This window comes from Paenibacillus sp. EKM10P (assembly GCF_011800655.1).
Lineage (GTDB): Bacteria > Bacillota > Bacilli > Paenibacillales > Paenibacillaceae > Paenibacillus > Paenibacillus polymyxa.
The window spans coordinates 119,140-139,156 of sequence record NZ_JAALET010000002.1 but is presented as its reverse complement, the minus strand read 5'-3'; the positions used below and the strand labels follow the sequence as shown (position 1 = coordinate 139,156).

The following is a 20,017-nucleotide window of genomic DNA, read 5'->3' as shown; positions in this document are numbered from 1 at the left end:
GCTCAATGATGAGAATGTTGCAAAGTATCACGGCTGGAAATCCAAGGGTACTGTTAAAACCGATATTATACACAACCTTAGCCAATATCGCAGGGTTGGTTCCTTTTGCCTTGCTGGTAGGGGCGGCCCGTCTGATTTTCGAGCCTTTCATCCATCCGGGAGCTTCGCTCCAATCTGCTGGCTTATGGTGGATTAGTGGAGGTCTGCTCCTGTCGCTACTTCTGCTGTTTCTGTGTGAGATTCCGGCTTATCGTTCCCAATACCGTGGAGCCTATGATGCCTCGGTAACCGGGAGGTCGCGTCTAGCTGAGCATTTGCGTAGACTATCTCTGGGATTTCTGAACAAACGCGATCCCGGTGACCTAGCCAATATGATGATGGGTGATTTTACAATGGTGGAACATGGGATTTCCCATTTGGTGCCGCAGATGATCGGGGCGGTGACGATGCCACTGCTGGCATTAATTGGATTATCCTTTTTAGATTGGCGGATGGCGCTGGCATTGTTTGCTGCTTTTCCGGTGGCTATTTGCTTGGTATTGCTTACTTCCCGTATCCAGCGGCGGCTGGGGGCCAATCATATGCGTGCCAAAATCAATGCTGCGAATCGTCTACAAGAGTATTTAAATGGTATTCGGGTGATTAAAGCCTACCAGCTAACTGGTGAGCGTTTTGTCCGGCTGGAGCTTGCGTTTAGAGAACTGATGCGGCACAGCATCCGTATTGAAGGGTTGTTAGGACCGATTGTATTGGCTGCTATTGCTTTCATGCGGTCTGGCTTGACGTGGATGGTTATGATCGGTGTATATCTACTGCTGGCGGGTCAGTTGGATGTTATTGTGTTTGTTTCTTTTCTGATTGTAGGAACACGTATTTATGATCCCCTAACCACTGCACTTGTAAACTTCGCTGAATTTAGATACCACGAGCAGGCAGGTGAACGTATCGTCCAATTGCTGAACGAGCCAGTGATGCCGGGTGACCAGTTGCCTTCGGAGAGACACGATATTGAACTAAGAAACGTAAGTTTTGGATATGGTGATCAGCCAGTATTGCGGAATGTGAGTATGTCTATACCGTTTCGTTCTTTCACAGCACTAGTAGGACCCTCCGGCAGCGGAAAAAGTACGGTATTGCGGATGATTGCCCGCTTTTACGACCCGGATCAGGGCAGCGTGCTATTAGGTGGAAGCAACATACAACAGATGAATACGGAAGCGCTATTGCGCAAGATATCTATGGTGTTCCAGGATGTATATCTGTTTCAAGATACCATTGCGAACAATATTCGATTTGGCAAAAGCGATGCTACACAGGAAGAAATCGAAGCTGCTGCTCGCCAAGCTTGTTGCCATGATTTTATATCCAGGCTACCCAAGGGATATGATACCCGGGTAGGTGAGGGAGGCAGTACGTTATCGGGCGGTGAGAAACAGAGGATATCCATTGCCCGCGCTATACTTAAAAATTCGCCGATTGTTTTGCTAGATGAAGCTACGTCTTCGCTGGACCCTGAGAATGAAAGGGATATTCAGCAGGCTATTAATCGTCTTGTACAAGGTCGAACAGTTATTGCGATTGCTCATCGGCTTAAAACGATTCGAAACGCAGACCGTATTGTAGTGTTGGACAAAGGAAGGGTCGTGGAGCAGGGAAGACATGATGAACTGTTGGGTAACAACGGCCTATATGCACGATTGTGGAACAGACAGCATGAGGTAAGAGAGTAATAGTCTGTATGAACTCAGGATACAAACATTAAGAAACCGCCCCGGGAGATGTCATATCTACCAAGGGCGGTTTCTTGTGGTGTTATTCAGAATCATCGGCTATGACAGCTTGTACAGGCTGCCTGTCACGTAGCAATGGTAACAACAGCATCGCTCCCAGTAAAAATAAACCGGCACTCACGGTATATACGGTGTTCAGGGAGGATTCGCGTTTGAGTGTACCGCCGATGCTCATACCCACGACCATCATCCCCGAGAACAGGGGAGAGAGGGCACCACCGACGCGGCCGATAAAAGCAGCTTCGGCATTTTTCATCATCATCGTGTTGATACCAATATGAATGCAAGGATAAAATAGACCGCTGAGTACTTGCAATGCCATTGTCAGCACAATATTGTGCGACCATCCGACTCCAAAGGTTGTCAGTGTGCTGACCAGAAGTCCAGCCGCCAGCAGCAATTGCGGCTGAACTTTTTTGGCAACCCCCATAATCAGACCGCCGCCCAACAGCATAGCCGCTCCGTTCGCCATTAACGGCCATTGTAAAAATTCCTTATCTTGTCCAAGGTTCTCGATAGCTACAAAAACCATTAATGGTTGAATAAGTCCGACCGCCAGCCCAATTATGGTAAATGTTCCTCCAAGCGTGCGAAGTGTACGGTTATTCCATACATAACGTATTCCTTCTTTAAGCTCTTCAATGAAATGAGTTGGTCGATCTATCTCAATTACTTGCTCATCTTGTGGGATACGAGTTAGAACAAGCGCAGAGATAAGAAACAACATTCCTGTTATAGACAATGAAGAGAAAATTCCAAAGTGTTGATAAATAAATGTACCGACGACAGGACCAATAACCATAAATAATGCCATGAGAGACTGAAAAAGAGCCATCACTCCCTGGAGCTGTTCTGGTGCTACATGCTGCTTTAATATTTTCATCGCAGATGGCTGAGAAAATTGAGATAGAATGGCCGAGAAGAAAGTGGATAGCAAGAGCACCTGCCATGACCCGTACCACAATGCGAGCAACACGATAAAAATAGACGCGGCCGACAGCAGATCGCAACTAACCATTGTCCGTTTAGGCCGCCAACGATCTGCAAATGTACCTCCAATGATGGCAAACAGAAAGATAGGCGCAAATTCAGCGACCGAAATGAGCGATACGTATACAGGATCATTATGGGTCAGATCTGTTACATACAACAGTATGGCAAAGTTCCGCACCCAGATGCCCAAATTTAGCAACGCATTGGAGGCAATAATGGTCCTTATATATGGATTTTTAAACAACAACAAACTCTCCTTTCTTATTTTCAGAGTATTTCTTTGAATATTTTTATAAACAAAATTATAATTTGTCTATATAATAATAGATAATATAATAAATATACTGCTATTTAGTCAAATGTTTTTTGTAATCCCTGAATAAAATAGAGAATAGAAAAGGAAATAGTCAATCATGCAAAAAAAGCGGATTAGAATAGAAAAGGGGTGGAGCACTACATATTTACAAATTGGATGGGATATCCAAATAAAAAAACAAAATTACATAATAAATATTATGTTAACTATTACGTGTCTATTATCTACCAGAATCTGAATCCGATGTACCTTTTAAAATCATAGTGATATAATTACGCGTACATGCCTGAAAAGGAGCGTATAGAACGTAAATGAACTTTCAAGTGGACTTTTTATCTTTTTTTGTGATTCAGGTAGACGGGAAAGAAGGACAAGGCGGTAGGTCCTACAAGCATTATGCTACAATGGATGACTATGATTACGATGAGAGTGATGTCAAAAAATTTCTGGACGGGGAATTTGCTCGCATTAGCAAGCGAAAGGTTGAAAAAAATCCAAGCACAGAGCAGGCACCGACTAAAATCGGCCGCTTTATCGTTGAACCGGAACATGAGCTGAGCAGTAATCCGAATTTCAATATGTTCGCTCGACTACGAGCAGCAGAGGATAAGGAAGATTTTAAAAATGCATGTGATGACCTGGTGCGGATGTACCTGGATACAAGCGCGGTACGAGGTGGAGCACTGATCATTGTACAGGCTACATTAAATACCCACTCTGACGACCCGTTTATTTTTGTACTCAAATGTGATTTTGAACCCAAAATTGCACGAATTACTGAAAGCAGCCTGGTCAGTGAGGTCGAAATGGCCATTTCAGCCCGTAATATGAAATCCATCATGTATCCCTACATGCTGGAGGAGGGTATGAACGATGAGTGGGAGCTTAAAATACATCAGTCTTCGCATGCGCGGTATTTTGAAGATTTTTTGAAATTCGTCACTTATGAGCAATCCATGCCGGAAATCGTTAATGAGCATGTCATGGGCTTTGTTCAGAACTATGTAGAAACCAAATGGCCGGATGCATCTAATGAGGAAAGACAGCAGGAAGAGCGCGATCTGGAGCTGTGGGCGGCCAGCGAAAAACGGGATCTGCAAGGAAAATGGGAACCTCTTCAGGTCGTAGAAGCTGCGCAGCATATTGTCGAGCTAAAACCGGAAATTGAAGTTCGTTTCAAACTGGATGATACGGCTGTGCGTGGGTTACTATCCGACTTTGGTGCCAAGCTGCATATCACGAAACTTCAGGATAGATATGCACTTATTATTGAAGGTGATGCATTTACGTTTGAAAAGGGATTTTCTCCGATTGAGCTGCTACAACCTGAATCCTTTGAAACGGTGGCTGAGCGGCTCAAAGAGAAACGGCAACATGAAAATGAGGGTATGGATGGCGATACACCACCTTGGTAATTTGGAACGCATAGCAGGGCGACAAACGAACGGAATTATATTATAAAAAAACGGACCTCACAACGGATGTATCCGCTGTGGAGGTCCGTTTTTGTTTAGCTTTTATATTCTTGACTTACTGAATTACATATGCACTTTACTAATTTGATCTTTCAGCTTGTCCGCAGATTGAACCAACCTTGCACGTTCCTCGTCATTGAGCGGAAGATCCAAAATTTCACGTACTCCATTGTGATCCACGATACTTGGAACACCTAAATAAACGTCAGATACACCGTTATAATCTTCCAGCAGGGTGGACACATTAAGTACCGACCCCTCGTCTCCGAGAATAGCGGCTACGATACGGTCAAGAGCCAGCCCGATGGCGTAGGATGTAGCGCCTTTGGCATCTATAATTTCATAGGCAGCATTCTTCGTATTCTCAAAAATTTCATTTTTCGTTCCTTCGTCCAACTCCAGTGGAGTTCCAGCCACGTTGGCTGTGCTCCATACAGGTAACTCAGAGTCACCATGTTCTCCAATAATATGGGCGTGGATGCTTCGTGGATCGATGCCCTTTTGCTTCCCGATCAGATAGCGGAAGCGTGCGCTGTCCAGCAACGTTCCTGATCCAATGACTCTGCTTGAAGGCCAACCACTGCGTTTCCAAGAGATGTAGGAGAGAATGTCCACTGGATTGGTTGCGATCAGCAAAATGCCATGTGTATTGACCTTGATGATATTATCAATAATACTTTCAAAAATTTCGGCATTACGTTTAAGCAGATCAATACGTGTTTCTCCCGGCTTTTGTGAAGCTCCCGCTGCAACAATGATGATATCTGCATTACGGCAGTCTTCATAATCACCCGCCCATACTTTGACACCGCCGAGAAAAGGAAGCCCATGATTCATATCGAGCATTTCCCCCTTCGCCTTTTTGACGTTGACATCAATAAAGACAAGTTCTTGCATGCGTTGGCGCAGCAGCAGGGTGTAGCCGGTTGTTGTGCCAACCGCTCCCATGCCGACAATAGCCACTCTACTTCGTTTGTAAGGTTTTAAGCTCATAAAATCCTCATCTCCTTCTCGGGTTGTATACCTTTTCATTTTGGGATATTACTTAAAAATTTATCTTTCCAACTTAGTGTACCCTATATACTAACCCACCGCAAAGAAATATGACATTTTTCCTTGACTTCAAAGGCGAGCTCGCTAATAATTAATCGAATGATAAGAACATGCACTAAAGCGTTGCAGCACCGATATTGACGCATGAAATTATGGAAAGAGGATTAGGAATATGGACTTATTTCGAAAAAAAACAGGACTGCTCTCGCACGAGGAAAGCGGATCTACAGGTCACTTAAAGAGAACAATGGGGCCTTTTGATCTCACCATGCTAGGAGTAGGATGCATCATCGGGACAGGGATTTTTGTTATTACTGGCAAGGCAGCAGCAGAAAATGCAGGTCCCGGCTTGATGCTTTCTTTTGTTATTGCAGGGATTGCCTGCGTATTGGCAGCCTTGTGCTATGCAGAGCTTTCATCTACAGTTCCCGCGGCTGGGAGCGCTTATGCATATAGTTATATTGTTTTTGGAGAAGTTCTGGCCTGGGTACTAGGTTGGGACTTGATTCTGGAATATGGAGTGGCGGCCGCCTCTGTGAGTAGTGGCTGGTCTGCTTACTTTCAAGGCTTGCTGGCCGGATTTGATATACATCTACCGTTAGCTTTAACCGCAGCCTTCGATTCGACCAAGGGGACCATTATTGATCTGCCAGCGGTGTGCATCATCATGCTCATCACACTGTTGCTTAGTCTCGGAGCCAAGGAAACGGTCCGATTCAATTTCATTATGGTTTGTGTCAAAGTCGGGGTCGTACTGCTATTTATTGGAATTGGAATCTTTTATGTTAAGCCTGCCAACTGGACACCGTTCTTGCCTTATGGATTTTCTGGTGTATTGAGTGCTGCGGCAATCGTATTTTTTGCTTATCTAGGCTTTGATGCTATCTCAACTGCTGCTGAAGAGGTACGCAATCCGCAACGGAACATGCCCATCGGCATTATTTCCTCTTTAGCGATCTGCACGATATTGTATATTGCCGTTTCAGTTGTGTTAACGGGAATGGTACCTTATACGCAGTTGGGCGTTAGTGATCCGGTTGCGTTTGCTCTCCGCTTTATTCATCAGGATTTTGTAGCTGGATTAATTTCAGTTGGTGCGATTGCTGGGATGACGACCGTTTTGCTGGTGCTGTTGTACGGCCAGACACGATTAATTTTTTCTATGTCACGAGATGGTCTTTTACCCGTTTTTCTTTCTAAGATAAATGCCAAAACTCAAACACCGATTCGAAGCACATGGCTGGTGGGTAGCATTATCGCATTGGCAAGTGGTTTGTTCCCGTTACATGCACTGACCAACTTGACGAGTATTGGAACCCTGTTCGCTTTTGCTGTAGTTTCGGTTGGGGTCATCGTTTTGCGGAAGACACGACCAGATTTAAAAAGAGGGTTTACCGTACCATGGGTTCCGTTACTTCCGCTACTGAGTGCTTTGGTTTGCATCGGTCTGATGCTTCAGCTTCATATCAGCACCTGGATCGGATTTATCGTGTGGCTACTGCTTGGATTACTGATTTATTTCTTCTATGGATATCACAAAAGTTTGTTGAATCATAAATCCTAACAATATTAGTATGAAAAAAGCCGGCATTCTTCACTTTTGTGAAGGAGCCGGTTTTTTTTGTCATTACGCGAAAAGTGTCACATAGGGGTGTTTATGGTATAATTCTGTTTCAGATAAGCTTTTGGCACGTGATTACCGCATGCCATCGAGGGAGGATTTTGATATGAAACTGCGCTGGCGTGCGCTCTTGGGAGGAGTAATGCTATTGACGGGCATCCTGCTAACTGCCTGTTCTGCTGAACCCCCAAAAACTGTAACTAAACCTCCGATTGAGGAACCAGATGACCAGGGACAAACGATAACTATTAATCCGCCGGTAACCCCAAAGGCTGGCGATCCAAACGCCAAATATGTAGTACAGACACGAATCGCGGATTTTCATTTAATCGATAACAATAAAGGGTTGGTTTGGGGAGTTACCCATAATGAGCTTCGACTTTATGATACCCATGATGGTGGGAAAACATGGAATAATATTTCTCCTTCTGAAAACGTCCAATTTCAAGACAAGCTTGAATATGGCAAGGATATCAGTTTCACAGATTCACGTCACGGTTGGGTCGTCCGCCAAAATCTGGACCAAACAGCAACAGTCATTCTAAGAACGGCAGATGGAGGGCAGAGCTGGGATGTTTCAGCGCTACCTAGCGGAGACCATGTAAGCTCGATTCAATATGTAAATCCAACCACAGGCTGGATCATGGCTTATACAAAACTGAATGAGCAGGATCAACAAAAAATGTTGTATCACACCACGGACGGAGGAGCCACGTGGAATAAAGTTGCGCAAAGTTCTGGTATGACTTCCAACAAATCAGGCTCAGGTTTACCCGATCAAGGCAGTATGGCGGGAATGAGCTTTTCTTCCAACAATCAGGGTTTTGTGGCGATTAACGTGGACAATAGCGTGAAATTGTATAAAACTTCGAATCAAGGGAAAACGTGGACTTCAGTCGCTAACAGCATGCAAGGGTGCCCTCAGGCTAAGGCAGAAGCTCAGCAGTCTCTTAAAGGTAACAGTTCCTCATACTGGATTCCGGTTTTCTGCTATGGGGATAACGGTACCAAATATAACGGGCTGTTTACGAATAATACAGGAACACAATGGAATGATGTGCCATTGGGTCTGAGTAGCAATAATAATTCTATAACTCCTGGGCGTACCTTTCTAAGCGATAAAGAAGGATGGGTTATAACCGTAAACGGAATGAGCCGTACAATAGATGGAGGCAAGACGTGGACAAGTCTCAAAGGCAACAAGGTGCTGCCTTCGAAGCTAAAAGACTACCCACGATCAGTCAAGCTGCGTTTTGCTTCTTCATCGGTAGGTTGGCTGCTTTTGGAACGACTCGACGACAAGAAATCACTGCTGTTAAAAACAACAGATGGTGGTGCGAACTGGAGAATTTTGTAATCACGATAAAGGTGATTGCCCTGGGATGTCTTCCCAGGGCGTTTTATTTTTAAAAAATTTAAATTTTATACGACAACATGTGAAAAAAATCACAAACTAACAAATGAGCCACTGTTATACTAAACCTGTAAACAACGATAGGAGTGATAATCATGAGAGCGAATCAGGATCATATGTTAACCCAATACTACCTTCAATTTTGCTACACTTGTCAGGATGCCTACGGTTGCACGACGGAAGAGGACTGCAAGCAATGCGCAGAGCGTTACGCCGAAGAAGAAGATCATGAAGTTCTGGATGAAACACAACGTTATCTCCAGCTTGTACATGTGTAAATCGATGAGCCATTCTGATATCGCCATATCTTGAGCCTCCCGGATTAATCCGTGGAGGCTCTTGGCGTTCTTGAGGGTTGCTATCAAATTTGGGCAGCAACATACATATACTGTTATAGAAGGCTTGAGGCAGGTCAGGATGCCCAGTGGTTTCCCTGTGGAATGCCTGGCGGAGAGGAGTGCGGTGCATGGGATTTGAGTCATTATGGATGTTCGATTGGCTGGGTACGGTATTGCCCGTATTTTTCGTAGTTGTGTTGGGTATTGTCGTGTTGTCTGCGGGCAGGGAAGTCATGGAATGGAGCCGGAACAAGCGGCAGCCTGTGTTGACGGTGGGTTCCCGCATTACGGCCAGAAGGACACATCTCCAACAGAGGCGCCAAGAGGAACAAGGGAGTCGTACCTATACTTTCTATTATGTAACCTTTGAAGTGGAGAGTGGCGACCGGATGGAGTTTAAGGTATCAGGGGAAGAATATGGTCAATGTGCTGAAGGGGATGAGGGACGGCTTACTTTTCAAGGTACAAGGTATATCGGGTTTCAGCGTCTTAATCGTTATAGCTTGGAGCAGGTTAAAATGTAGGATTCAGTCAAAAACATTCATGCTCATTTACAGCCTTCTGCGAGGAGCCAGGGTAGGGGGCTGTGAATGTTTCTTGTACGGCACATTTTGGTACATATATACTAAAACAGAGTAGTTCAGAGGAGGAATAAGTCGTGTCATTTGAAGGACAAGTTGTTATTGTAACAGGAGCGGCGCATGGCATCGGGAAAGAGGTCGCTTTTGCCTATGCTGCTCAGGGTGCCAAAGTTGTATTTGCTGACTACAATGAGGAAGAGGGCGCCGCAGCCGCTGCAGCAGCCCGGAACGAGGGTCATCAGGCTATTTTTATTCCTTGTGATGTGCGTAAGGAAGCAGATATTGTAGCGCTGATCCGTGCCACGGAAGAAGAATACGGTACAATTCATACGTTGATTAACAATGCAGGCGTATCCAGATGGAAATCTCCATATGAGTTAACCGTAGCAGAATGGGATGACATTCTGAATACAAACGTACGCAGTTGTTTTATTGCAACCAGAGAAGCGGCTAAGGTAATGAAGCGAAACGCAGAAGGGGGCTCAGTGGTTAATATGACCTCTACACGAGCTTTCATGTCAGAGCCGGACACAGAAGCCTACGCAGCATCCAAAGGAGCCATAGCCGCCCTTACACACGCGATGGCCATATCGCTAGGAAAGGATAGGATTCAGGTCAATTGTATTAGTCCAGGATGGATTGAAACCGGGGATTACGAGCAATTACGTGCGGAAGACCATCAACAGCATCCGGCTGGGCGAGTAGGGACCCCTAAAGACATCGCACGAGCCTGTCTGTATTTAACACAACCCGGCAATGATTTTGTAACAGGCACGAATCTAGTGGTCGATGGTGGCATGACGCGTAAGATGATCTACGAGCCATGATAAAAGCCTAAATGAGTAGTCCCATTCTTGGGGCTATTTTTTTATTTTCTGGACTGTCACCTATTGGGCATTTGTACCATAGGATAGGGTATGTGAAGGAGAAGCAAGGAGGGGACGCGGTGGCTGTAATCAAGACCAACTCAGAGGATGTGAGGACCCTCGCCCGGCTGATGCGGGCTGAGGCTGAAGGTGAAGGCGAGTCAGGAATGCTCATGGTTGGCAATGTCGGTGTGAACCGAATTTTAGCCAATTGCCTAGATTTCCAAGGGATACGCCTCATGAATGACATGGTGTTTCAAAGCCCCGGAGGTTTTGAGGCTACTCAGAAGGGGTATTTTTATCAGAGGGCCCGTGATCGGGACATTCGACTTGCCCAGCGTGTAATCAATGGTGAAAAAATACGTCCAGCATCCAATGCATTATGGTTTTTCAGACCGGCTGGAGACTGCCCGGGTACCTGGTATAACCAGACCAATACCGGACGCTTTAAAGCCCATTGCTTTTTTAGCCCGACTGCACAGGACTGTCCTAATGTATATTAGACACCTTTCAGGATGGCTTGAAGAATTTAAAAATTAAAACCATTTTAGGAGGAATTTAAATGATTTCACAGCAAGCTTACCGTCCCGTATCTTATGCTTCCGGCAATGGATATCCCGAATGGCCAAGAGGAATGGCTCCAGCCGGAACCATGCAACCTATGACTGGCTTTCCACCTCAAGTAAGTAGTGGCAGCCCTATGACACCAACGGGTACGGTAGTGCAGGTTCAGACTCCTCAATACGAGCAATCATACATCGAGAATATTTTACGCTTGAACTTGGGCAAAACGGGAACTTTTTATATGACCTATGAAAATAACCGAGAATGGAATGCTAAAATATTCAAAGGCATTCTGGAAGCAGCAGGTCGGGACCATATTATTATTAGTGATCCGGCGACAGGCAAACGGACCATTCTGCTGATGTTAAACCTAGATTATGCAACTTTTGATGAGCCATTGTTGTACCAATATCCCGGCGTCATCGGGAACCCGGGCGGATCTCCGGTTCGCTGATGCCTTCATATATATGAGTTTACATCCTCTGCCAAACGGCAGGGGATGTATTTTGTTTATATTCTTTCTCAAATATAGTTGCTTTCTTGGTGGTAAGAGGCGAAAATGAGAGCTTTTCGACCTAAATGATAGAGGGATTGATTTTTCTGACATTGCTTGTAGTTTGACTGTATAGAGTATAGTTATATAATTAAATATAAGCTGATGAATGATTTAAACATTTATGCGGAATATGGCTTATGGAAGCCGGAAGGGGTGAATGTGTTGGGAAGTTGACGCTGCTTATGATGTGTTATCGTTCTGTCTATGATGAAAATATCCGAAGGAGGTGCGCCTGTCTGCCGTAATGACGGCTGATGGGGAGCATATTGAGTGACCCTTTACCGAGTATGTTTAACTTAATTATTGTTTTTGCATTAGTATTATTGAATGGATTTTTTGTATCTGCGGAATTTGCCATGGTGAAGGTCAGGGGCAGCCGTATCGAAACCTTGGTGGAGGCGGGCAATAAAAAGGCCGTATACGCCGCCAATATGATACACAATTTGGACGCTTATTTGTCTGCCTGCCAATTGGGTATTACCTTAGCATCGTTGGGACTGGGATGGATCGGAGAGCCGGCCATCGCACATTTGATTGAGCCTATATTTACTGCCGTTGGCTTGGGAGCGGTATACGTACACGGTACTGCCGTGGTGATTGCATTTATTGTCATTACGATTCTGCATATTGTGTTGGGTGAATTGGCACCCAAAACGATAGCTATTCGTAAATCTGAGACTATTACACTGTATTCGGCCATGCTGATGACTTGGTTTTACAAGTTGATGTATCCATTCATATGGGCGTTGAATGGAATGGCGAACAGCCTGTTGCGTTTGTTCCGTCTGGAGCCGGTATCCGAATATGATGATTCCGCGCATACGGGGGATGAAATACGCATTCTGATGAAAGAAAGCAATAAGAGCGGACTAATTGATAATACGGAATTGGCGCTTGTTGATAATATATTTGATTTTGCCGACACGACCGCCAGGGAAATCATGATTCCGCGCACGGAGATGATCTGTTTATACAGTAATGAGTCCACAGAAGAAAATCTCGCGATTGCAACGGAAAGCATGAGAACCCGTTATCCAATCTGCGCCGAAGATAAGGACCATATTATCGGCTTTATCCATATTAAAGATCTTCTACGTGCGAACACGCTGGATACCCGTACGATGATTCGCCCGATTCTTGCTGTTCCTGAATCAACGCAAATTAGTGATCTGCTCAAACGCATGCAGCGTAGCAAGACGCAAATTGCAATTTTGATTGATGAATACGGTGGCACATCGGGTATGGTAACATTGGAAGATATTATGGAAGAAATCGTCGGTGAAATTCAGGATGAGTTCGACCAAGAACGTCCGAGTTGTGAGCAGATTAATGACGAGGAATTTTCCATTGACGGTATGTTATTAATTGATGAAGTGAACGATCGTTTCGGGCTAGATCTTGATCATGAGGATTATGATACAGTAGGGGGCTGGCTCTACTCACATGTAGAGGTTATCCCTCCACAGCCAGGTCAGTCTGTAGTGTTTGAAGGATGTATGTTCATTGTAGAAGAAGTTGAAAACAAGCGGATTTCACGTATTCGGCTAATCAAACAGCCTATCATCGTGGAGGAAGCAGGAGTCTCATAATGGAATAAATATGGAAAGCGACCTTTAATGATGTGGGGTCGCTTTTTAATTTGTCTTCTTTACATAAAGGATGTGAATTGGTATGATATCTGTGTTATTGTCAACCTAATACATAATTATTAAGTTGACAATAGAGTGGATTTCCTTACGGTAAAAATCTTATCTGCTTACATAACCATCTAAATGAGGGAGGATGAAGTATGAATTTATTCAATAAGGCTGTAAATTGGGACTCATTAGCTGAAAAAGCAATACATTTCAGCAATCTGACGCTGGAAGAAGGCACGGCGGTACTGGAAGCGGACGATGTGGAAATATTACCGATTATGCAAGCTGCATTTCAGGTAAGGCATCATTTTTACGGAAAAAAAGTAAAGCTCAATATGATCATGAATGCCAAAAGTGGTCTGTGCCCGGAGGATTGTGGTTATTGCTCACAATCCATCGTTTCTACGGCACCTGTCAGCAAGTATAGTATGCTGGATAAGGAATCATTGTTGGCTGGGGCAAGGGAAGCCCTAGCACGAAAAGCGGGGACATATTGCATTGTAGCTTCCGGCAAAGGTCCGACAGATCGGGAACTGGATCAGGTGATTGATGCTGTACAAGAAATTAGTCGTACCATGCCGCTCAAAATTTGCGCTTGCTTGGGGATTCTCAAGGGAGATCAAGCACAGCGATTGGCAGATGCTGGGGTACACCGTTACAATCATAATTTAAATACAAGTAAAGCCAACTATCCCTCGATTACGACCACACATACATATGACCAACGCATCGAAACTGTGAAAATGGCTCAATCACACGGAATGTCTCCATGCTCTGGCGTTATTATCGGTATGGGGGAGACGAATGAGGAAATCGTTCAAATGGCTTATGCCTTACGAGAGTTGGATGCCGACTCTATTCCGATTAATTTTCTGAATCCAATCCCCGGAACCCCTTTGGGAGAAGCACAGCGGATCTCGCCGATCCAAGCTTTAAAGGTGTTGGCACTGTTTCGGTTCATCTGTCCATCCAAAGAAATACGCGTCGCAGGCGGAAGGGAATTGAATTTACGCTCATTACAACCGCTAGCCCTTTATGCAGCAAATTCGATTTTTGTAGGAGATTATTTAACGACAGCAGGCCAAGAAGTTACCGCTGATCATCAAATGATAGAAGATTTTGGCTTTGAAATTGAGATGTGTGCCCTTTCAGCCGTATAATAGAGATTGTACAAACATGGAAGGGAGAGTTGAATGATGAGCGAAAAAGTATTTATTAGTCCAGGTAAATATGTGCAAGGGAAAAATGTGATTGATAAAACAGGTGAATATGTTAAGCCTTTAGGCCATACGGCTTTGGTTATTGCGGACAAGCTGGTTTGGGAGATTGCAGCCGATCGAGTGGTCAAAAGTCTGGAGCAGGCTGATATCACTGCTATAAAGGTTGAGTTTCAAGGAGAAGCATCCAAAAATGAAGTAAACCGTATTGCTGATGAGGGACGAAGCGGCCAGGTTGATATTGTCATTGGTGTAGGTGGCGGTAAAACACTGGATACCGCCAAAGCCGTTAATGAGCTACTCGGTTCCTCGGTGGTGATTGTTCCAACAACCGCCTCTACAGATGCCCCTACCAGTGCTCTATCTGTTTTGTACACGGATGAGGGTGCATTTGATACGTATACCTTTTTCAGTAAAAATCCGAGCTTAATCCTGGTTGACACGAAGGTCATATCTCAGGCACCGCCTTTGTTCCTCTCCTCAGGTATTGCGGATGCCATGGCAACGTGGATTGAAGCCCGTGCAGTCATTGAAGCTCGTGCTACAACTATGGCTGGCGGCTTGCCAACCTTGGCGGCAGAAGCCATTGCGTCCAAGTGCGAGGAGGTTCTTTTCGATTACGGACTGCAAGCTTATGAATCTGTGAAGCGCAAAGTCGTTACACCAGCGCTTGAAGCGGTGGTGGAAGCCAATACATTGCTAAGCGGTTTGGGCTTTGAAAGCGGCGGCTTGGCAGGTGCACATGCCATTCACAATGGTTTTACCGTACTCGAAGGAGACATTCATCACCTGACGCATGGCCAAAAAGTAGCTTTTGGCACCTTAGTACAGCTTGCCTTGGAAAAAAGACCTTTAACTGAGGTGGAGCGGTATATTGATTTTTACCTAAAACTCGATCTGCCGGTTACGCTGGAAGACATTAAGCTGCAGGAAGCTTCCCGAGAGGATTTGTACCGAGTAGCTCAGGCTGCTACCAAAGAAGGCGAAACCGCTCACAATTTACCATTTGCTGTTACAGCGGATGATGTGCTTGATGCGATTTTAGCGGCTGATCAGTATTCAGTTGCCTACAAGACTAAAATTGGACATAGAAACTAATCGCATACGAAATAAGTAGATTCAAAGGTCGCTGATAAGCGGCCTTTTTCCATTATTTAACTTGCAGCTTATGGTATGATTTTCATGGTACATAATTAGAAAATTACCTAAAATTTGAGAGGGGTTTAGCGATGGCCAAATGGAATGTAGAAGACCAAGGTATTCAATATAGTATTGAGTACAAGCGTGGCTTTACCGGAGGAAAAATTATTGTGAATGGTAGCGAGCAGAAGGTGAAAAGCCAGAACGCATTTTTGAACTTGATTGATTTTCCAATTCGATTGAAGGAGAAAGCTGTGAATGTTGTGGTCATTGGCAACAAAGCAGATTTAGCTGTGGACGGTATTTATCTTGGGTCCAATCAACCTTATGTTCCAGTAAGTAAGGCTCCGGGCTGGAGCTGGGCTTTTGTCGTGGTCAGCTTAGTTATAGGGTGGCTATTTGCAGGTATCTTTGGTCTGTGTTTGGGGATATTAGGCAGCATGTTTTATGTGAAATCATCTTTATCCTTACATCAAACCATTAATCGAAGAGTTGTAAGCTGCTTTATTGTCTTTTTCATCATCAGCATAGTACAAATCGTATTTGGACTTGCAGCGAATTATTGGATTAATACACTGTAAATGTATGTAACATAACTTAAAGATGAAGCAAGAAGGCTCTCTCGCATCAAGCGGTGAGAGCCTTTTTTACCGTGTTAAATCGCCCAATTTCCTTTACGGAAGATCGGTTCCTCAGTACCGTCTTCGGTAACGCCATTGATGTCCATTTCACCTGAACCAATCATAAAATCGACGTGAGTCAGACTGGAGTTCAGACCGTTGGCAGCCAACTCCTCTTGAGTCATATCCTTACCGCCTTTAAGATTGAATGCATAAGCATTACCGATAGCCAGATGGTTAGAGGCATTTTCATCAAACAATGTATTGTAGAATAAAATGTTTTTATCAGAGATCGGTGACTTATGAGGCACGAGCGCAACCTCGCCCAGGTAGTGTGAACCTTCGTCCATTTCTACGAGATGCTGGAGAGTCTCCAAACCGGTTTCGGCCTGTACATCGACAATACGTCCATTTTCAAAGGTCAGTGAGAAGTTGTCGATGATATTGCCACTGTAGCTGAGTGGCTTGGTGCTGCTGACTTTACCGTTTACTCCCGTTTTAAGTGGAGCAGTAAATACCTCTTCAGTAGGCATGTTGGCTACAAAAGTATGTCCCTGTTGGTTGACGCTTTCGGCTGCTACCCATAGATGGTCTTTTGCCAGTTCGATAGTGAGGTCTGTACCTGGCGCCAGATAATGCAGCTTTTTATAGCGTTTGGAATTTAAAATATCAGCTTTGCTGGATAGGGTTTTCAAATGCTCATTCCACGCCTCCACAGGGTTGTCCAGATCCACACGTACAGTGCTGAAAATGGCTTCCCACAGTTTATCCATTTGCTCGGAAGCTGGCAGATCAGGGAATACTTTGGCTGCCCATTCTGCTGAAGGATAAGCAATCAGAGACCAGCTAAACTTGTCAGCCATTTGGTATTCACGGTATTGACGTAACTCATGGGATCGCACACGCTGGGCAGCGGTAATTCTGCTGGACGGAATCCCTTGAAGCAAATCAGGATTCTCGGCAATGACATGGAGCACTGCAGCGCCATTTTCGACTTCTTCTGTCATTTCGGCTGCGTACCATTTGGGGGCAATATTAAAAGTTTCATCAGGAGCTAGTTCATACTGTAATCGGGTAACCGTCTCATCACTCCATTTTACTTTTACCAGCTTAGCTCCCACAGTATACGCTGATTTAACGATAAGTCGTACGAGTTCGGCGGACAAGATTGGCGCATGAACGATAAGTGTCTGCCCAGGTTGGACATTGGCGCCCACTCGAACGGCTAATTCCGCATATTTCTGCAATTTTTGTTGAAAATCTGACATGTAACTTTCCTCCATTTCACGAACAAGCCTCAAATAAGAATAGGGTAATTCGCACAGTTTTTTTGCAAATTCCACACATAGCTTATATATTGTACAATGTAACGAAAAGGTTCACAAATCAGTTTTGGTACTTTTTAGTGAAAATGAAAGGGCGGATAAATAAATGACGGAGCAAAATTCTTCTCAGGAATTGAAAGAAGTACATATTCAGCAGGCGCAAATGACTAGAGATGAGAACGGTGCATATTTAGGCCAAGTGGTATTTGGAGTAGACGGACAGAGTTCTATATATGAAATCACCTTCCACAGTAAAAAGGGAAAGGAGTGGGATTATAGTCTCCATTTTGCAGGAGAGCCACGCTTGGAGGAAGAGATGCTACAGATGGATAGCTGGATTGAAGAGAACGATGATCTTTTCGACTATTTGCTGGATGCGGCATGGAGTAAATTACCCGAGTAATGTAAACATGGTCTATTTTCGTGACAAGCGGATTATATTTAGCAGTGTCCGCATAATCTGCTGACATGGGGGAAGCCTAAAGGTCGAGTATAACAGGAAATTCCATGTGAATAGGAGGGTGAAGCTTTGGCAAATCATCTGTTCACCGAAGGAATGACGGCAAATGAAGAGGCTGCTCCCGATCTCCTGAGCTTACGGACGCTGTTTGTAAATGTGTGTTTTATTGGAGAGCCGGGAAGCCGATCCTGGGTGCTGGTGGATACGGGGATGGCAGGATTCACAGACTCGATTATACGCCTAGCTGAAGAACGGTTTACGGGTCCTCCGGTTGCTATTGTGCTTACTCACGGTCATTTTGACCATGTAGGTTCGGTTATTGAGTTGGTTCAGCATTGGGGTACACCTGTTTATGCACACCCTTTGGAATTACCTTATTTAACGGGAATGAAAGATTATCAAAAACCTGACCCTAGTGTTGGGGGAGGCTTGATGTCGGGAATTTCCTTCTTGTATCCCAATGATGCTATAGATCTAGATGATCGCATCACCTCCTTGCCCCAAGATGGCAGTGTCCCCGGCGCCCCTGGTTGGAAGTGGCTGCATACACCAGGACATACGCCTGGTCATGTATCGCTTTTTCATGAGCGGAGACGCTTAATGGTAGCTGGTGACGCTTTTATCACGGTAAAGCAGGAATCGGCCTTGGCTGTGCTTTTACAGGAAAAAGAAATCCACGGACCGCCTGCGTATTTTACAACAGATTGGCAAGCTGCACAGCGGTCAGTGAAGATGTTAGCCGGCTTAAAGCCTGCAATTGCAGTTACAGGGCATGGACATTTCATGCAAGGTACCGAGCTGACTAATCAGTTGGAACAGCTGGCTGGAAATTTTGAACACATGGCAGTACCCAAACAGGGACGTTATGTGTAATATGTGTGAAGGACGATGCCTTGTGGGGCATCGTTTTTTTGCGTGGACGTGGAATTTTTTTGCTGGACATGGTATAGTCAAGCCAAAAGCTAAACGCTTTCATTAAACATCGTCATTTCATCAAGGAGGATTTTTGATGACACAACAGCATACTGCAATTGGTGATCTTTATTATGGAATACCGGCGATTCGTCTTAAATTTGGACGATATGAAGCGGTTGCCCTGCCAGGAAACGGCGCAAATCTGATTTCTTTTCGTGACAATGAGACGGGATATTCTTTTTTACGTGAGCCGGATGCTGAGAGCATAGAGGCTTTTAAGCAAAGCCCATCCGTTTACGGAATTCCTTTCTTATTCCCTCCGAATCGATATGAGGATGGAAAATTCCTGTGGAATGGTGTTACATATGAGCTGCCAATTAATGAAGAGGCTACCCATAACCATTTGCACGGCTTTTTACACACCGTTCGGTGGGAGGTTGAGGATTACGGTTCCGGGGAGCAAGGTAGTTATGTGGTAATGAATCAGCATGTAAGGGAAGGGCATCCTATGTTCCGTTATCTACCCTTCACCTTTACGATGAAGCTGACGTACAGCCTTGACGAATTTGGCCTGCATCAGCGTTATGTGATCCATAACGAGGGGGATCAGCCGATTCCCAACTTGTTTGCCTTTCACACAGCCATTCGGGTACCGTTTGTACCTGATAGCTCGCCTGAGGATTACAAGATTAAGGTTACGATCGGTGAGCGGCGTGAGCTGACAGATCGGTTGTTGGCCACTGGACAGTTCCAACCTTTATCCCCGGAAGAGGAACTGATGAAGACAACAGGAGTTAGCCCTTATTTTGCCTCTATGGATAATCATTATACGGCGGCTCCGCAAAATGGACGTAACTATATGGAACTCACACACAGTAAGACAGGTGCTACCCTTGTATACGATGTAGGCACTGCTTATAAGCACTGGATGATCTGGAACAACAAAGCGAACCAGGAATTCATCTGTCCTGAACCGCAAATGAACATGATCAATGCACCGAATCGACCAGACTTGCCTGCGGAAGACATCGGGTTAATTGCACTGGCTCCGGGACATATTTTTGAAACAACCAGCCGTCTGTATTGTGTTACTCCGAATAAAACGAAATCTTAATATGTTCTTTATCCAAATAAGC

The 20,017-nt window shown here is 44.8% G+C and carries 19 protein-coding genes; 16 read left to right on the top strand and 3 right to left on the bottom strand.

What is annotated here, in order from left to right:
- Positions 1 to 8: 8 nt before the first annotated feature.
- A complete protein-coding gene (locus HFE01_RS05600; RefSeq protein ID WP_107733621.1) occupies positions 9 to 1,730 on the top strand; it encodes an ABC transporter ATP-binding protein in 1,722 nt (573 codons plus the stop codon).
- Positions 1,731 to 1,812: 82 nt separating this feature from the next.
- Here the strand turns inward: HFE01_RS05600 and HFE01_RS05595 are convergent, their stop codons facing one another.
- A complete protein-coding gene (locus tag HFE01_RS05595) occupies positions 1,813 to 3,027 on the bottom strand; it encodes an MFS transporter (RefSeq protein ID WP_090890561.1) in 1,215 nt (404 codons plus the stop codon).
- Between the two features lie 383 nt (positions 3,028 to 3,410).
- On the opposite strand from HFE01_RS05595, the gene HFE01_RS05590 reads away from it, so the two are divergent.
- Positions 3,411 to 4,514: a DUF3900 domain-containing protein gene (locus HFE01_RS05590; RefSeq protein ID WP_167438470.1), complete on the top strand. Its 1,104-nt coding sequence runs from the start codon at positions 3,411 to 3,413 to the stop codon at positions 4,512 to 4,514.
- A gap of 123 nt (positions 4,515 to 4,637) precedes the next feature.
- On the opposite strand, the gene HFE01_RS05585 is transcribed toward HFE01_RS05590, so the two are convergent.
- The gene (locus tag HFE01_RS05585; protein ID WP_107733547.1) at positions 4,638 to 5,567 is read right to left on the bottom strand and encodes an L-lactate dehydrogenase; all 930 of its coding nucleotides are present in this window, start codon (positions 5,565 to 5,567) and stop codon (positions 4,638 to 4,640) included.
- Positions 5,568 to 5,799: 232 nt separating this feature from the next.
- On the opposite strand from HFE01_RS05585, the gene bcaP reads away from it, so the two are divergent.
- The 11 genes from bcaP to HFE01_RS05530 all read left to right on the top strand — a co-directional run bounded on the left by bcaP (position 5,800) and on the right by HFE01_RS05530 (position 16,142).
- Positions 5,800 to 7,191, top strand: a complete 1,392-nt coding sequence (bcaP, locus tag HFE01_RS05580) for a branched-chain amino acid transporter BcaP (protein WP_090890563.1) — start codon at positions 5,800 to 5,802, stop codon at positions 7,189 to 7,191.
- Between the two features lie 163 nt (positions 7,192 to 7,354).
- On the top strand, positions 7,355 to 8,605 hold the full coding sequence (locus tag HFE01_RS05575) for a YCF48-related protein (RefSeq protein ID WP_102998020.1): 1,251 nt from the start codon (positions 7,355 to 7,357) through the stop codon (positions 8,603 to 8,605).
- Between the two features lie 152 nt (positions 8,606 to 8,757).
- Positions 8,758 to 8,940 carry a hypothetical protein gene (locus tag HFE01_RS05570; RefSeq protein WP_013371387.1) on the top strand — a complete coding sequence of 61 codons (183 nt, stop codon included), beginning with the start codon at positions 8,758 to 8,760 and terminating at the stop codon, positions 8,938 to 8,940.
- Positions 8,941 to 9,128: 188 nt separating this feature from the next.
- On the top strand, positions 9,129 to 9,524 hold the full coding sequence (locus HFE01_RS05565; protein WP_016820772.1) for a DUF2500 domain-containing protein: 396 nt from the start codon (positions 9,129 to 9,131) through the stop codon (positions 9,522 to 9,524).
- 134 nt (positions 9,525 to 9,658) lie between these two features.
- Positions 9,659 to 10,408 (top strand): SDR family NAD(P)-dependent oxidoreductase, encoded by a 750-nt coding sequence (locus HFE01_RS05560; protein WP_016820773.1) that lies wholly within the window; start codon positions 9,659 to 9,661, stop codon positions 10,406 to 10,408.
- 119 nt (positions 10,409 to 10,527) lie between these two features.
- Complete coding sequence (locus tag HFE01_RS05555) at positions 10,528 to 10,950, top strand: cell wall hydrolase (RefSeq protein WP_016820774.1); 423 nt, start codon at positions 10,528 to 10,530, stop codon at positions 10,948 to 10,950.
- 59 nt (positions 10,951 to 11,009) lie between these two features.
- The gene (gerQ, locus tag HFE01_RS05550) at positions 11,010 to 11,465 is read left to right on the top strand and encodes a spore coat protein GerQ (protein WP_017427029.1); all 456 of its coding nucleotides are present in this window, start codon (positions 11,010 to 11,012) and stop codon (positions 11,463 to 11,465) included.
- 389 nt (positions 11,466 to 11,854) lie between these two features.
- Positions 11,855 to 13,156: a hemolysin family protein gene (locus HFE01_RS05545; RefSeq protein ID WP_172494064.1), complete on the top strand. Its 1,302-nt coding sequence runs from the start codon at positions 11,855 to 11,857 to the stop codon at positions 13,154 to 13,156.
- Between the two features lie 200 nt (positions 13,157 to 13,356).
- Entirely contained in the window at positions 13,357 to 14,364 is a 1,008-nt protein-coding gene (gene bioB, locus HFE01_RS05540; RefSeq protein WP_017427027.1) for a biotin synthase BioB, read from the top strand.
- A gap of 36 nt (positions 14,365 to 14,400) precedes the next feature.
- Positions 14,401 to 15,519, top strand: a complete 1,119-nt coding sequence (locus tag HFE01_RS05535; protein WP_019687369.1) for a glycerol dehydrogenase — start codon at positions 14,401 to 14,403, stop codon at positions 15,517 to 15,519.
- Between the two features lie 131 nt (positions 15,520 to 15,650).
- Positions 15,651 to 16,142 carry a hypothetical protein gene (locus tag HFE01_RS05530; RefSeq protein ID WP_016820779.1) on the top strand — a complete coding sequence of 164 codons (492 nt, stop codon included), beginning with the start codon at positions 15,651 to 15,653 and terminating at the stop codon, positions 16,140 to 16,142.
- A 74-nt stretch (positions 16,143 to 16,216) separates the two neighbouring features.
- On the opposite strand, the gene HFE01_RS05525 is transcribed toward HFE01_RS05530, so the two are convergent.
- A complete protein-coding gene (locus HFE01_RS05525; protein WP_016820780.1) occupies positions 16,217 to 17,449 on the bottom strand; it encodes an aminopeptidase in 1,233 nt (410 codons plus the stop codon).
- Positions 17,450 to 17,612: 163 nt separating this feature from the next.
- On the opposite strand from HFE01_RS05525, the gene HFE01_RS05520 reads away from it, so the two are divergent.
- The 3 genes from HFE01_RS05520 (at position 17,613) to HFE01_RS05510 (ending at position 19,995) form a co-directional block, all read left to right on the top strand.
- On the top strand, positions 17,613 to 17,909 hold the full coding sequence (locus tag HFE01_RS05520; protein WP_013371376.1) for a hypothetical protein: 297 nt from the start codon (positions 17,613 to 17,615) through the stop codon (positions 17,907 to 17,909).
- A gap of 126 nt (positions 17,910 to 18,035) precedes the next feature.
- Entirely contained in the window at positions 18,036 to 18,839 is an 804-nt protein-coding gene (locus HFE01_RS05515) for an MBL fold metallo-hydrolase (protein WP_107733549.1), read from the top strand.
- Between the two features lie 136 nt (positions 18,840 to 18,975).
- Positions 18,976 to 19,995 carry an aldose 1-epimerase gene (locus tag HFE01_RS05510; RefSeq protein WP_016820782.1) on the top strand — a complete coding sequence of 340 codons (1,020 nt, stop codon included), beginning with the start codon at positions 18,976 to 18,978 and terminating at the stop codon, positions 19,993 to 19,995.
- The last annotated feature ends 22 nt before the right edge of the window (positions 19,996 to 20,017 follow it).